The 14,699-nt window shown below is 65.1% G+C and carries 14 protein-coding genes; 4 read left to right on the forward strand and 10 right to left on the reverse strand.

Annotated features, from left to right (window positions below; all coding sequences use genetic code 11):
* Positions 1-342 precede the first annotated feature (342 nt).
* A complete protein-coding gene (locus tag BBA01S_RS47860) occupies positions 343-990 on the forward strand; it encodes a DUF2628 domain-containing protein (RefSeq protein WP_218004236.1) in 648 nt (215 codons plus the stop codon).
* A gap of 33 nt (positions 991-1,023) precedes the next feature.
* On the opposite strand, the gene pdeM is transcribed toward BBA01S_RS47860, so the two are convergent.
* From pdeM to BBA01S_RS10330, 6 genes are all read right to left on the reverse strand, one after another.
* Positions 1,024-1,689 carry a ligase-associated DNA damage response endonuclease PdeM gene (pdeM, locus tag BBA01S_RS10305; protein ID WP_027816357.1) on the reverse strand — a complete coding sequence of 222 codons (666 nt, stop codon included), beginning with the start codon at positions 1,687-1,689 and terminating at the stop codon, positions 1,024-1,026.
* The gene (locus BBA01S_RS40805) at positions 1,679-4,312 is read right to left on the reverse strand and encodes a ligase-associated DNA damage response DEXH box helicase (RefSeq protein ID WP_042296665.1); all 2,634 of its coding nucleotides are present in this window, start codon (positions 4,310-4,312) and stop codon (positions 1,679-1,681) included. Before BBA01S_RS40805 ends, pdeM begins: the two co-directional genes overlap by 11 nt.
* Positions 4,309-5,958 carry an ATP-dependent DNA ligase gene (locus BBA01S_RS10315; protein ID WP_027816358.1) on the reverse strand — a complete coding sequence of 550 codons (1,650 nt, stop codon included), beginning with the start codon at positions 5,956-5,958 and terminating at the stop codon, positions 4,309-4,311. The genes BBA01S_RS40805 and BBA01S_RS10315 overlap by 4 nt, the downstream gene beginning before the upstream one ends.
* Entirely contained in the window at positions 5,955-6,992 is a 1,038-nt protein-coding gene (locus BBA01S_RS10320; protein WP_027816359.1) for a ligase-associated DNA damage response exonuclease, read from the reverse strand. The genes BBA01S_RS10315 and BBA01S_RS10320 overlap by 4 nt, the downstream gene beginning before the upstream one ends.
* Before the next feature lie 146 nt (positions 6,993-7,138).
* The gene (locus BBA01S_RS40810) at positions 7,139-7,507 is read right to left on the reverse strand and encodes a carboxymuconolactone decarboxylase family protein (RefSeq protein ID WP_042296779.1); all 369 of its coding nucleotides are present in this window, start codon (positions 7,505-7,507) and stop codon (positions 7,139-7,141) included.
* 106 nt (positions 7,508-7,613) lie between these two features.
* Complete coding sequence (locus BBA01S_RS10330) at positions 7,614-8,570, reverse strand: LysR family transcriptional regulator (RefSeq protein WP_027816360.1); 957 nt, start codon at positions 8,568-8,570, stop codon at positions 7,614-7,616.
* A gap of 166 nt (positions 8,571-8,736) precedes the next feature.
* Between BBA01S_RS10330 and BBA01S_RS10335 the strand changes: the two genes are divergently transcribed.
* Entirely contained in the window at positions 8,737-9,291 is a 555-nt protein-coding gene (locus tag BBA01S_RS10335; protein WP_027816361.1) for a flavodoxin family protein, read from the forward strand.
* 31 nt (positions 9,292-9,322) lie between these two features.
* Here BBA01S_RS10335 and BBA01S_RS10340 read toward each other — a convergent pair whose 3' ends face one another.
* From BBA01S_RS10340 to BBA01S_RS10350, 3 genes are read right to left on the reverse strand one after another with little or no spacing between them, the layout of a single operon-like run.
* Complete coding sequence (locus BBA01S_RS10340) at positions 9,323-9,643, reverse strand: hypothetical protein (RefSeq protein WP_027816362.1); 321 nt, start codon at positions 9,641-9,643, stop codon at positions 9,323-9,325.
* Positions 9,644-9,680: 37 nt separating this feature from the next.
* Complete coding sequence (locus BBA01S_RS10345) at positions 9,681-10,130, reverse strand: MarR family winged helix-turn-helix transcriptional regulator (RefSeq protein WP_027816363.1); 450 nt, start codon at positions 10,128-10,130, stop codon at positions 9,681-9,683.
* Between the two features lie 53 nt (positions 10,131-10,183).
* Positions 10,184-11,350, reverse strand: a complete 1,167-nt coding sequence (locus tag BBA01S_RS10350; protein ID WP_027816364.1) for a phytanoyl-CoA dioxygenase family protein — start codon at positions 11,348-11,350, stop codon at positions 10,184-10,186.
* A gap of 218 nt (positions 11,351-11,568) precedes the next feature.
* On the opposite strand from BBA01S_RS10350, the gene BBA01S_RS10355 reads away from it, so the two are divergent.
* Positions 11,569-13,359 carry a nitrite/sulfite reductase gene (locus BBA01S_RS10355; RefSeq protein WP_027816365.1) on the forward strand — a complete coding sequence of 597 codons (1,791 nt, stop codon included), beginning with the start codon at positions 11,569-11,571 and terminating at the stop codon, positions 13,357-13,359.
* Positions 13,356-13,760: a DUF934 domain-containing protein gene (locus tag BBA01S_RS10360; RefSeq protein ID WP_027816366.1), complete on the forward strand. Its 405-nt coding sequence runs from the start codon at positions 13,356-13,358 to the stop codon at positions 13,758-13,760. Before BBA01S_RS10355 ends, BBA01S_RS10360 begins: the two co-directional genes overlap by 4 nt.
* A 31-nt stretch (positions 13,761-13,791) precedes the next feature.
* Here BBA01S_RS10360 and bla read toward each other — a convergent pair whose 3' ends face one another.
* Positions 13,792-14,667: a class A beta-lactamase gene (gene bla, locus BBA01S_RS10365; RefSeq protein WP_027816367.1), complete on the reverse strand. Its 876-nt coding sequence runs from the start codon at positions 14,665-14,667 to the stop codon at positions 13,792-13,794.
* Positions 14,668-14,699: the final 32 nt, after the last annotated feature.

Genomic DNA, 14,699 nt, shown 5'->3' on the forward strand with positions numbered 1-14,699 from the left:
GACCAGGCGGTTAACTTTGCTCTTGGGGTTTTCTCGTGGGATTGCTTCGGCGATTTTTTCGATCAGCATTCCTATCGATAATGAAAGCCAGTGGATTGCCAACCAGGCAGCGCACACAACGTCATCGGGCTGCAGTTGCGGCGCAACGATATCGGGAAGCCATCGCGGCCTCAAAGGGTGGGTAAACCATCAAGATGCGGACTTTGCCGACGAGCACCACACCGTCCTCGCGCGCGTCGGCATGAAGAAAACGCGGGACGTCCCCTGTGTAATGACGAGTAAGGGAGGCATTGCGATCACGCACGGCGCATACGCCGCGCAACGGCACGATAAAGAAAGCTGATGGAAAAAGAACGAACTCGCAATTCTCGCCACCGCCGTCGCTTCGCTTCCTGGATGAAAGCGCGGGAGACAACCGACACACCGTCACAAAAGAACATCGCGACTGGCGCTATCATCACGCCGGCAGGAATAATGATGCACAGCGCGGATCGATTCGCTGCTGTATGCGTACGACATACGATCACGAGGAGCCATGCGTTGAACACGATTGCGACCAGCGAAGATCGCTATACGGCGGTGATGAACGACCCTGCGACGAAACCCAAGTGGCGCGAGCGATTCGCGTTCTTTGAAACGTATGGCCCCTTGTCGTCGCCCGGATCGCGCGACGCATTCAAGGCCTTGCCGCGCGGCAAGAAACGGCTGATCAATACAAGCTATGCCGGCTTTTTCTTTGGCCCGCTCTATTTTCTCTATCTGGGCATGTGGCGCAGGGCGCTGTCGCTGTGGGGCGTGATGCTCGCGAGCATCGTCATCGAACTGCTGTTCGAAATGCTGACCAATATCGATGTGCCGGTCGGCGTGGATATCGGCATCAACTGCGCGCTGGGGATGCTTTATGCCATGAGCGTGAATTACTCCTATTACCTGAAGCAGATAAAAGGCGACAACGACTGGAATCCGTTCAAGGGCCTGCGCTGGCGTTGAAACACCGCAGCGGGTGGTGCAGCCTGCGCCGGTTTATCTATTGCGCACCCGCACCACCCGCTCGCCGGCCACCGCATAGACTTCGTCGCCCGCTGCGTCCGCGCGCACCTCGAAGCCACCGGTAAACGCGCCGAACGCCGGCAGCACACCGACGCGCGCCCCAAAGCGAAAACACGGCAGGCGCACGCGATCGAAACCCGTCGCCAGGCGAATCACCGGATGCTCATGGCCTGCGAGCACATAGGCACCGTCTACCGTCCGCGCGTGATGGCAGAGCGCCCACGGCCCAAGCCGGTACGGCTCGCTCACGGTTTCCACGCCGAATTCGTCCGCCAGCGCGCCCGCGTGCCTATCGTGATTGCCTTCCACCAGCACGAGACGCACACCGCTATGGCGCAAGCGCCAATCGCGCAACGCAGTGAGCATTTCCTCGGCGTGCGATTCCCGTGCATGCAATAAATCGCCGAGAAAGAAAATCGATTCGGGCCGATGTTCGGCAATCAGGTTGTCCAGCCGCCCGAGCGTTTCGAGCGTGGATCCGACCGGCACCGGCACGCCACGCGCGCGGAACACGGCGTCCTTGCCCAGATGCACGTCGGCAACGAACAGGCTCTTGAGCACCGGATCGAACGCCGCGCGCCACGCCGAAAGCGTCAGCATGCGACCGCCCACGTCGATCGTCAGCGTTTCAGCGCTCATGACGATCCTCGTTTGACGGGGACGGCGCGGCCTTTTCGAGTTCGGCGAGCATGCGCGCCACGCGATCGGCCAGTTTCTCGGTCGTGACCTTCTCGCGCAGGCGCCCGACGATCAAGGGAAACGCAAACGGCGTGGGCTTCTTCGGGTGCGTGAGCACCAGCCGGCTCTCGCTCATGCGCACGAGCGCCGCGCGAATGCGCTGCAATTCGAGTTCCTGCAACATGACTTCGCGGTCGGCCTGTTCGAGCAACAGGTTGGTGCTGTCGTGCTTGCGAAAGACCTCGTAAAAGAGGCTGCTGGACGCCTGCAACTGGCGCGCGCTTTTTTGCTGGCCCGGATGCCCCTGAAAGACCAGCCCCGCAACCCGCGCGATCTCCCGGAACCGGCGCGCGGAAAGCTCGGACGCGTTGAGGCTCGCGAGAATGTCGTGTTCGAGATTGTCCGGCGAGAGCAGCCCCACTTCGATCAGCGCCTCCCAGTCGAATGGTTGCGCCGACAACAACTCGAATCCATAGTCGTTCATCGAGATCGAAAACGTGCTCGGCTGTTCGCGTGCGACGCGCCAGGCGATCAGCGATCCCAGCCCGATATGCGCCATGCGTCCCGCAAACGGATAGCAGAAGAAGTGATGGCCCTCGCGCGTACGCACCTGTTCGGCGACCAGAACGCCTGGGCCGGGCAGCGCCGACCAGGCCGCCTGGATGTCGAGCAGCGGCTTGATTGCACGCATTTCCGGCTCGTCATAGATCTGGTCGTTTGCACGCGCGAGCATCACGAGCGCGGCGTCCGCCAGCTCCGACGACAAGGGCATTTTGCTGCCCGCCCACTGCGGCATGGCGCCCCGCGACGAGCTTGCGCGCCTGACGTACGCGGTCATGTCGCGCACCCGCACGAGTTCGAGCGAGCGGCCGCCGAACGTGAATACGTCGCCGGGCTTCAGGCGCGAGATGAACGATTCCTCCATTGCGCCTATGCGCCCGCCGCTCAGGTACGCAACATTGATTGTTGCGTTAGCAACGATAGTCCCAACATTGTTGCGATGACGTTTCACCAGGTCGTCGCGCACGACGCGATAGACGCCATCGGCGTCGGCCTGCACGCGGTGGAAGTCCGGATACGCGGCGAGCGACGTGCCGCCGCGCTCCACGAAGGCCAGCGCCCAGTCGAACTCGTCCGCTGTGAGATCGCGATAGGCGTAGGCCGTACGCACTTCGTCGTAGATCGCCGCGCGCGTGAAGCCGCCGCCGATGGCCACGGTCACGAGATGCTGCACGAGCACGTCCAGCGGCTTGAGCGGCATATCGCGGCCCTCGATGCGGCCGCCTTCGATCGCCCAGCGCGCTGCCGCCGCCTCGACCAGTTCGAGCGCATGGGTCGGCACGAGCGTGACACGCGAGGTGCGCCCCGGCGCGTGGCCGGAGCGGCCTGCGCGCTGCATCAGGCGCGCGACGCCCTTGGGCGAGCCGATCTGGAACACCCGCTCCACGGGCAGAAAGTCCACACCCAGGTCGAGGCTCGACGTGCACACGACGGCTTTCAGCACGCCGTTTTTCAGGCCCGATTCGACCCAGTCGCGCACCTCCTTGTCGAGCGAGCCATGATGCAGCGCGATCACGCCTGCCCAGTCGGGCCGCTGCTCCAGCAGCGCGCGATACCAGATCTCGGCCTGCGAGCGCGTGTTCGTGAATACGAGCGAGCTTCGCGCGGCGTCGATCCCCTCGGCGACGGCTTCGACCTGGCGCGTGCCGAGGTGGCCGCCCCACGGAAAGCGCTCGATCGTTGCCGGGATCAGCGTGTCGACGATCAGCGTCTTGGGCTGCGCGCCGCGCACGACCACGCGCGGCGTGCGCACCGAATGCAGCAGCGCATCGTGCGCAAGCGCAAGGTTGCCCAGCGTCGCAGATAGTCCCCACACCTGGAGCGCGGGCCGCCAATGGGCAAGACGCGCGAGCGCCAGTTGCACCTGCGTGCCGCGCTTGTTGCCCAGCAGCTCATGCCATTCGTCGACGACCACGAGACGCACATTCGCAAGCGTTGCCTGCGCGTCCGCACGCGTGAGCATCAGCGTGAGGCTTTCGGGCGTGGTGACGAGCGCGGACGGCATGCGGCGGTTCTGCCGCGCGCGTTCGGTGGACGAGGTGTCGCCCGTACGCAGCCCGACCGTCCAGGGCACGCCCACGCCTTGCACCGCGCTTTGCAGCGCGCGGGCGCTATCGGCTGCGAGCGCGCGCATCGGCGTGATCCACAGCACCGTGAGCGGCGCGGGCAACGCATTGCGCCCCGACGATGCAGCTGAGACACGTGAGACAGGTGAGGCAGCGTAAGCCGCCAGAGCGCCGATCCACACGGCCCACGTCTTCCCCGCCCCGGTACTCGCGTGCAATAGCCCGCTCGCGCCCCGCGCGATCTCACGCCATATTTCCCGCTGGAACTCGAAAGGCTGCCAGCCGCGTGCGTCAAACCACTGCGCGATGCGTTGCTCGATGGGCGTCTGCGCCTGCGTGGCAGCGAATTCGGCGTCGTATTCGAACGGGTCGGGATGGAACTGCTCTGCCGCCGCGGCGTCGAGCTTCGCCTGTGCGTCCCGCGTGCGCGGAATGCGGCGCGGGCGCGGCGCATTCATGCTTGCGCCTCGTCGAGAAAGCCCTTGAGCATGGCGAGCGTATCGGCGTCCTCGATGGACTTGTCGGTTCGCCAGCGCAACATGCGCGGGAAGCGCACGGCAATCCCCGACTTATGGCGCGGGCTTGCCTGTATCCCTTCAAAGCCGATCTCGAACACGAGCGTGGGCGTCACGCTGCGCACCGGGCCGAACTTCTCGATCGTCGTCTTGCGAACGACCGCGTCAACCTTGCGCATTTCCTCGTCGGTGAGGCCCGAATAGGCCTTGGCGAAGGGCACCAGCGTGCGCACGCCATCGGCTTCGTCCCAGAGCGCGAACGTGAAATCCGTATAGAGGCTCGCGCGCCGCCCATGGCCGCGCTGCGCGTACAGCAGCACCGCGTCGATGGCGTACGGGTCGATCTTCCACTTCCACCAGGTGCCGGATTCCTTGGTGCGGCCCACGCCGTACATCGACGCGCGCTCCTTGAGCATGAGCCCTTCGACGCCGCGCGAACGGCTTTGCTCGCGCAGCGCCGCCAGTTCGCCCCAGCTCGACGCGCTGACGAGCGGCGACACGCGCAACGCAGGCAACGCCTGCGCAAGCGCTTCGAGCCGCGCGCGCCGCTGCGCAAGCGGCGCCATGCGCAGATCCTGCCCCTGCGCTTCGAGCAGGTCATAAGCGAGCAACGCCGCCGGCGATTCGCTGAGCACTTTCTTCGTGAGCGACTTGCGCGTGATGCGCGGCTGCAGACGCGCGAACGGCAGCGGCGCCAGCGCATCCGGCTCCCACGCAAGAATTTCCCCGTCGATCACGGTGCCGTCGGGCAAGCTCTCGGCGAGCGCGAGCAGTTCCGGAAAGCGCTCGGTGACGAGATCCTCGCCGCGCGACCAGATCCACGTGCGCCCCGCACGCTTGACCAGTTGCGCGCGAATGCCGTCCCATTTCCATTCGACGATCCAGTCCGCCACCGCGCCAAGCGTCGCGGGATCGGCCTGCAAGGGATGCGCAAGAAAGAACGGATACGGCAGGCCGATATCGCTCTCATGCGGCGCATCGACGTCGTCGCTTTCGGACTCGGGCGCAATCAGCCGCAGATAGCGGGCAGCACGCGGCGCCTGTCGCGAATCCGTCCAGCCGACCATGCGCTGCGCGATGCGCTTGTGATCGACGCCGGCCACGCGGGCGAGTGCGCGCACGACCAGTTGCCGCGACACGCCCACGCGAAAGCCGCCGCCAATCAGCTTGGTCAGCAAAAAGCGCTCGCTCCAGTTCAGCTCGTCCCAGTAGCCGCGCAGGCGCTCGCGCAGCGCATCGGCGTCGATGCCGCGCAAGGTCAGCACGCGCTCCTCGATCCATTGCGCGAGGCCCAGTTCCGTTTCGCGCGTCGCGGGCGGCAGGACGTGCGCGATGGTTTCGGCCAGGTCGCCGACCGCCTGGTACGACTCCTCGAACAGCCACGCTGGCAGGCCCGCGCGTTCGCGCGCACATTCGACCAGCACCCGCGTGGGCACGGACTGGCGCGGCTTGCCGCCTGCCAGAAAATACGCGGCCCACGCGGCGTCCTCGGGCTGCGCGCTCGCGAAATAGGCGACCAGCGCCTCAAGCTTGTCGTTGGTCGAGGTCGTCGCGTCCAGCGCGGCATAGAGCGCGGCGAAGCGTTTCATTGCGCGGCGTCCGGGTTGCTATTTTCGGCTTCGGCGGTCTCGTCGCCGTATTCGGTCGCGAAGGCTCCAGCGTCGAGCCCCTGTTCGGTGAGCCATCGCACTATCGGCTCGATCTGGCCGTGCGTGACGATCACCCGCTGCGCCCCGCTCGCGCCGATGGCGTATTGCAGCCCGGGCCAATCCGCATGATCCGAAAGCACGAAGCCGCGATCCACACCGCGTCTGCGCCGCGTGCCGCGCAGACGCATCCAGCCCGACGCGAACGCATCGCTGTAGTCGCCAAAGCGGCGCATCCACGCGCTGCCCTGCGCGGACGGCGGCGCAATCACGAGCGCCTGGCCAAACACGCTCTTGTCGCGCGCGGGAATGTCGCTGACGAGTTGCGTGGGCGGCAGGTCGACACCGGCGTCGCGATACGCGCGATTCAAAGGCTCGACCGCGCCGTGGCAGAAGATCGGCCCGATGGCGCGATTCACACCCGCCAGCACGCGCTGCGCCTTGCCGAACGCATAGCAGAACAGCACGGAAGCGCGGCCAGCGGCGGCGTTGTGCTGCCACCAGGCGTCGATGCCGTCGAAGATCGTTTGCGACGGCTCCCAGCGATAGATTGGCAGTCCGAAAGTCGATTCGGTGATGAAGGTATCGCAGCGCACGGGCTCGAACGGCGCGCAGGTGGGATCGGGTTCGACTTTGTAGTCGCCCGAGGCCACCCACACGCGCCCGCCATGTTCGACGCGCACCTGGGACGACCCGAGTACATGCCCGGCGGGATGCAACGACACACGCACGCCCTCGATATCGACGGCTTCGCCGTAGGGCAGGCCTTGCACGTCGATGCCCGGCAGGCGCGACAGCAGCACGCCCAGGCCCGCCTGAGCGCACAGATAACGCGTGTGGCCAAAGCGGGCGTGATCGGCGTGCGCGTGGGTAATGACGGCTCGCTCGACGGGCCGCCACGGGTCGATATAAAAGCCGCCTGGCGGGCAATACAGGCCCTCGGGACGGGCGATGATCAGATCGGAAGAATGATCCACCTTTGTCTACTCGTCGTTGACGGCATGACCCGGTCGGTCGAGTCTAGCCGAACCCGAAGCGAATAGTGTTCCCGGAGACGAACGAGGTAGACGGTGGAATGCGGGGACGGATTTCGTCCGACGATTAAGGGCTCAAGCGTCCGGCGTCAAACCGGCGGCAGCGTGCTCGCGTCGATACCCCGCTCGACAAACGCCGCCCGCATTGCCTGAATCGCGGAAAGCGCATTCGGCCAGCCTGAGTAGAACGCCAGATGCAGCAGCAATTCGGCAAGTTCGCCGGGCGTCACGCCGTTATCCAGCGCGCCTTCGATGTAATGGCTGTAGCCCACTTCCTGCCCACGCGCGACGAGCGCCGCGACGGTTGCAAGACTCCGATCACGCTTCGAAAGACCCGGCCGCGCCCACAGGTCGCCGATAACGTATTGCCGGGTGTATTCGGCCAATGCGGGCGCAACCGCAGCGACTTCCGTAAAGTCGACGCGCCGCGTCGGTAGATTCGATTCGGTCATGGACATGCCCTCGCTCGTTGAATACCGCCGGATTATCTATGCCGCGAATTTCCTTTAGAACGTGGGAGCAAGTCGAAGGTGCTTCAACCTCAGGTGGTGCAATTGCACCGCTTTACAGCGCGAAATCGCCGAGCGCGTCCAGCGGCCGGTGCAGCGCCGGATCCTCGGCAAACGCCTGCGTGAGGTAGTCGATCGTCGCGCGCACGCGCGGCGCGATCAACGCGCGATGCGGATACTGCAACGCCATTTCGTATGCGCCCGGGTGATGCCAGGGATCCAGGACGATCTTGAGCGCGCCGGAGCGCAGATGCCGCCACGCCAGATGCACGCCGATCTGCGCGATCCCGACGCCATCGACTGCGGCCTGCACCACGGCCTCCGGTGCGGAGAGCGTCAACACCGCCGATTCCGATGGATCGACCGACACGATGGTGTCGTTCTCGCCCTTGAAATGCCACACCGTCACCCGCCCGCCCAGAAAGCGCCGCGCAATCAGTGCATGACGCGTCAAGTCGTCCGGCGCCTGCGGAATGCCCTTATTGGCGAGGTAAACGGGTGAAGCGACCAGCGCGAGATTGATTTTGAAAATGGGCCGCGAAACGAGACTGGAGTCGGGAATCGCCCCGCCGCGAATCGCAATGTCATAACCGTCGCGCACGAAATCGACGACCCGGTCGTCGAAATCCACTTCGACCGACAAGCCCGGATAGCGGGCAAGCAGGCCCGGCAGCACCGGCATCAGATGATCGCGCCCGAAGGCCGAACTCGTCGAAATGCGGATACGTCCGTTAGGGCCGCTGCGCTTTGCCGCGATCGTGTCGACGGCCGCGTCCAGCGCCTCCAGCGCAATGCGCGCCTGCTTAAGAAAGGCCGCGCCTTCTTCGGTCAACTGGAGCGCGCGGGTCGTGCGGTTCATCAGCCTGACGCCCAGCGCCCGCTCAAGGCCGCCGACGTTCTTGCTGACGGCCGCCGACGTCACGCCCAGGATACGTCCGGCTGCCGCGAAGCTGCCGGCATCGGCTGCCTGGACGAACGACATGATGGCCCGCACACGCTGGGACGAATCCATCCAACCTCCAATCGGGAATACTCGGGAACACTCAGGAACAGACAGGAACACTACACGCTGCGGCGATTATCAACCTTGAGTTCATGGCGATTCAACCGTTGCGCAACTTCTGGGCGGCGTTGCAAATACAGACAATGCCAGCACCGAAAACGCACAGAGGTTAGAGATGAAAATTGCAATTGTCTACGACAGCGGCTACGGCCACACCGCCAAACAAGCCGAAGCGGTGGCCGAAGGCGTGCGCCGCGTCGCCGGTGCGCAAGCGCTGCTCATCAAGGTCGCCGAGGGCGACACGCCGTGGGAAACGCTCGCAGGCAGCGACGCCATCATCTTCGGGTCGCCGACGTATAACGGCTCGCTCAGCTCGCGCCTGAAAAAGTTCATGGAAGACAGTACGCGCCCGGCATGGTTGCCGCTGGCATGGCGCGACAAGGTCGCCGCGGGCTTCACGAATTCGGGCGCGCAAAGCGGCGACAAGCTTGGCTCGCTGATCGCGATGGCGTTGTTCGCCGCGCAGCACGGCATGATCTGGGCGGGCGTCGACATGATGCCTGGCCGCAGCGCGGACGAGATGAACCGCCTTGGCGGCTGGCTCGGCGCGATGGCGCAATCGGACGATGTCTCGCCCGAACTGTCGCCCATCGCGAGCGACCTGCAGACCGCTGCGCATCTGGGCGAACGCGTCGCGCGACTCGCGGGACGGCTCAAGCAGAACGCGTAATCGACGGGTAATGCGGGCTTCGCTGACGCTATTACGGCGCGTTCCCGCCGTGCAGGCTGCCAAAATGCCGGGCCATGAACAGGCCCATCGCTAGCATGCCAACGCCGCAAGGCAAAGCGTCCGCCGTTTCCTTGAGCGCGAAATCGCCCACGTGGCCAAGCAGCAGCCACGCGAAAACGAGGTTCGCGAAGCCCCACACCACATTGACCGTGGACGACGACAGTCCTTTACCGGGCGGCGTCGCGAACGGGCTTTGGAACGGCGCGCCCGATACGCCGCGCACGAAATGGGGCACGGCGTTAGTGAGCAAGGCACCGCCGAAAAAATACGCAATAGCGTGCAACCAGGGCATCAAAGGTGCTCCCTTTTTCTGGAACAGAATCGGATGGTCAAAAGTCCGCGAGGCGCTGCAACAAGCCCACGGTGGCCGCGAGTTGCGCCTGTTCGCGAGCGGACAGCTGCGCCTGCAAGGCGCGTACGAGCCAGTCCTCCTTGGCCGCGCGGCTCGCTTGCAGCGCCTTGCGAAACCTGGGTGTCACGTCGATGAGCGTCTTGCGGCCGTCATCGGGATCGGCTTTGCCTTTGACCGCGCCTTGCGCTTCCAGCGCCGCGACGGTGATGCGCATGGACTGCGGCTTGACGCCCTCCGCGCGCGCCAGCGCCGACACGGTCGCCGGGCCGCCGCGCTCCAGTTGCAGGAGCACGGACTTTTGCGCGGACGTGAGGTCATCGGATTGGGAATGCTCGCGCACGCGGCGCAGCAGCTTGCCGACGCTCACGCGCAGTTCGCCTGCGAGCGCAGCAAGATCGACAGGTTCGGAAGACGATGGGCGGTTCATTCCCGAACCATAGCATATGTACAGTTAAACTGTACATATAGACTGTATTTATATCAGGCGAGCCGCCGCTGCTCCTGGGCGCGAATCGCCGCGACGAAATCCTCCAGCCGCCAGGCTTCCTTGAGCGCGCGGCCAAACAGCATTTGCTGGCTTGCGGGCGCCAGGCCGCCCAGCGGCGGGTCACTGTCGAGATTGGTGGGAAACGGATAGCCCTCGGCACAAGAGGCGATTGCGGCGTCGATCTCCGTTGCCGTCAAAGCTTCGCTTGCGGCCTTCTCCAGCAGCACCGGATACAACGCTTCGCACATCGCCGCACGATCGAGCGACTCCATCGCCCGGCCATACGCCGACGACACCTGCAACAGGTTCGCCATCCGCTGCACGTGCGCCGTGCGGTTCTCGCCCGCCGCATGAAAGAGCGCGGGATTGAAGAAAATCACGTCGCCTTTTTCCAGCGGCAGTTGCCGTTGATGCGCCTCGAAATAATCGCGAAAGTCCTGACGCCGCCACGCGAGATAACCCGGCGCGTAGCGCTGCGAAAACGGCAGCAGTTTCGTCGGCCCGCTTTCGACGGGCATGTCGCTGTGCGCCACCGCGCCCTGCAGCGTGAGGAACGGCGACATCGCATGCACCTGCGCGGGATAGCGCTGCGCCTGCTCGACCGTCTGGAAACCCAGGTGATAGTCGCGATGCGCCTGCTGCGCCGCGCCGCCCGGCCGCACGACATTGACCTGCGCGGTCATCTGATAACACGGGCCGAGCCACGCTTCGGACGCGGACACGAGCACTGGATTCGCGTAATAACGCGCAAAGATTTCCGGCGCGCGCAAGCAGAGCTTTTGCTGCGCATTCCAGATGCGGTCGTTGGCCCCCGCCTTCGCGAAGTGATCGGCGGCCGCGCCGCCCGCCGCGCGTTCGTCGTGGATGATCGCTTCGAACACGGCGCTTGCTGCGTCGATCACTTCGGTATCGGCGTAAGCGCGCTTGAGCACGAACACGCCCGCGCCGTGTTCCAGCACATCGGCCCATTCCTCCTGCACGGCCATGCGGCGCACGGCGTCGTCCAGCAGGCGATTCAGGTTCGTGCAGTCGTACATCGGCACGTCTTGCTGGACGCTATGCGCGTGCGGGGTCTGCACCGCATCGCGGTCGCGCTCCAGCAGGTCGATGAAATCCTGCAGCGAGCAATCTTCCTCGCGATAGTGCCGATGCGGCTTCATGGCGTCTCCGGGTTGTTTTCTGGTGGGTTGATGACGTGAAGATATCGCTGTTCGGGCGCGCTGAGTGACGCCAAACCCATCAGGAATCCCTCAAGCGCCGTCAAAAATCCGCCCTGCTGCGCCCGTTTTCGCATCAACTGCTGCTTGGAAGCGTGCCTGCCCCGCGATACCGTTGGCGATCCCTCCCGGCCGGTTGCGCCGCCATTCAAGCAGTCACCATGTATCGCTACAACGAATTCGACAAGGCCTTCGTGGCCAGCCGCGCCGCGCAGTTTCGCGACCAGATCGGGCGCTGGCAGCGCGGCACGCTCAGCGAGGTCGCCTTCCGCCCCTTGCGCCTGCAAAACGGCTGGTACGTGCAGCGCCATGCGCCCATGCTGCGCGTCGCCGTCCCGTATGGCGAGCTATCGAGCGCGCAATTGCGTGTGCTCGCACGTATCGCTCGCGAATACGACGCCCCGCACGCCGACGTCTACCGCAGCGCACTCGACGCGCAGCGCAAGCTCGGCACGACGCACCTGCCCACGCATCACGCGCACTTCACGACGCGCACCAATGTTCAGTTCAATTGGATTCCGCTTGAGAAAGCCGCCGACGTGATGGACTTGCTGGCCACGGTCGATATGCACGGCATCCAGACAAGCGGCAACTGTATCCGCAATATCTCCTGCGACGAGCGCGCGGGCATTGCGCCCGATGAGATCGCCGATCCGCGTCCGTTCGCGGAAATCATGCGCCAGTGGACGACCCTGCATCCGGAATTCGCGTACCTGCCGCGCAAGTTCAAGATCGCGATTAGCGGGGCCGCCGAGGATCGCGCCGCCACCGACTGGCACGATGTGGGTTTGCGTCTCGTGCGCGACGCGCAGGGCGAGCTGGGCTTTCGCGTCGCGGTGGGCGGCGGCATGGGCCGTACGCCGCTGATTGGCGTGGTGCTGCGCGAATTCCTGCCGTGGCGGCAGATCATGAATTACATCGAAGCCGTCGTGCGCGTGTACAACCAGTTCGGCCGGCGCGACAACAAATACAAGGCGCGCATCAAGATCCTCGTGAAAACCGAGGGACAGCGCTTTATCGACGAAGTCGAGGAAGAGTTCCGCCAGATCGTCGAATGCGACGGCGGCCCGCATACCCTGCCCGAATCCGAGCTTGAACGCGTGAGCGCTTTTTTTCAGGTGCCCGAGCAGGCCTTCGCGCAACGTCCCGCCGACCCCGCAGCAACCGCCGCGCGTGAAGCGCAGGCGGCGCGCTCGCCGCAATTCGCGCGCTGGCTCGAACGTAACGTCGCGGCGCACCGGGAGCCGTCGCTGCGCATCGTCACGCTGTCGTTCAAGCGGCTCATGCAAGCGCCAGGCGACGCGTCGGCCGTGCAACTCGAACGGCTTGCCGATCTTGCCGAGCGGTTTTCCGCAGGCGAAGCGCGCGTCACGCATACGCAGAACATCGTGCTGCCGTGGGTTCACGCCGACGACCTGCTCGCGCTCTGGCACGCGGCAGTGGACGAACAGCTCGCGAGCGCCAACGTGCATCTGCTCACCGACATGATCGCCTGCCCCGGCGGCGACTTTTGCGCGCTCGCCAACGCACGTTCGCTGCCCATCGCGCAGCGAATCATGGAGCGCTACCAGGATCTCGACGAACTGAACGACATCGGCGAAATCGACCTGCATATCAGCGGCTGCATCAACTCGTGCGGCCATCATCATAGCGGGCATATCGGCATTCTCGGCGTCGACAAGGATGGCGCGGAGTGGTATCAGATCACGCTCGGCGGCGCGGACGGTTCGACCCGCAGCGGCGACGCGCGGCCTGGCAAGGTGATCGGGCCATCGTTTGCGGCCCATGAAGTGTGCGACGCCGTCGAAGCGCTGATCGCGCGCTATCTTGCGTTGCGCGAACCGTGCGGCGCGCGCAACGAGACCTTTATCGAAACGCTGCGGCGCGTGGGCGTGGACGCCTTCAAGGCGGCGGCGGACAGCGTGCGCGCCACGGCAGAGGCAACAGCATGACGAAGCAACGCATCCGCCTTTTGAGCGCCCGCGATCATGCGGCCGATACTCTCGATACCATCGACGCAGTGGACGCTGTTTTCGCTCTGCCCAACGACGCCGATCCGCTCGCGCATGCACTGGAGATTGCAGCGGCGGCGCGTGTCGAACTCCATTTCCCGGCGTTCACCGATGGGCGCGCCTTCAGCCAGGCGTGGCTCGTGCGGCGGCGTTTGGGCTTCAAGGGCGACCTGCGCGCGACCGGCGAAGTGCTCGCGGATCAGTTGCTGCAAATGGAGCGAACCGGATTCAGCAGCGCGGTGCTCCAGGAAGGCGTCGAGCGCGACGAAGCCGAGCGCCAGCTCGAACGCTTCGCCTCGTTCTATCAGGCCGACGTGCTAAGGGAAGCGCCGTGGCGTTGAAGCGCGGCCACCGGCGCGTGACGCCCGCCCGTCACGCGGACGCGGTGGCCCATTGCACGAAGACCTTACCCGCTTCGCGCAGCACCGCTTCGCGCGCCTCCATGCTCACGCCCGGCGCGTCGTAGTACGCAGCGACCAGCAACGGCGCGCGGCCCGGCGGGCGCACCAGCGCGTAGTCGTTGGTTTGCTCCTCGATGCTCGTGCCTGGGCGATCCGCCGCCTGCCACTGCGCGGGCAGCACCGCGCGCAGGCGGTTCAGGCCCGGCTTGCAGTCGATCATCCAGCGCTCCAGTTGCGCGCGCGATTGCGGGCTCAGGACGTCGCCCAGCAAAACCTTGCGCGCGGCGGTGGCGATGGCTTGCGGCGTCGTGGTGTCGAGCACGCCGCTGTAGCGGTTCGAATCCGGCTCGTAGCGATCCGAGCGCGTGACGTCGTCGCCGATCTCGCGCATGAACTGCGTGAGCGCGGCAGGGCCGCCCACGCTGCGCATCAAGAGAACCGCGGCGGTGTTGTCGCTCTGTTCGACGATTGCCTGGCAGAGCGTATGAACGGGTAATGCGCCCAGCGCCACGTTGGCCTTGGTCACCGGCGACGTGAAGATCAGGTCTTGCCCGGTGTAGTGCACCAGCCGATCCATCTGCTCCTTGCCCGCGTCGATGCGCGCGAGTATTTGCGCCGCCAGCATGCCTTTGAACGTGCTGCACATGAGGAAGCGCTCGTCGGCGCGATGTTCGAGCGTGCGGCCCGAGCCCGTGTCGATGGCGTAGAAACCCAGGCGCCCGCTGTTACGGCGTTCGATATCGGCGAGTGGCGAGGCAGTTTGCGCGAAAGCTGAGGGCGCGAGTGCCGCGCCTGCGAGCACGGGCAACGCAAGCATCAATTTGCGGCGGGTAAGCGAATGAGTCACGGATTTGTCTCTGTTGGTATCAATGGGGGAAG

It is taken from the genome of Paraburkholderia bannensis NBRC 103871, assembly GCF_000685015.1.
GTDB classification, from domain to species: Bacteria; Pseudomonadota; Gammaproteobacteria; order Burkholderiales; family Burkholderiaceae; genus Paraburkholderia; species Paraburkholderia bannensis.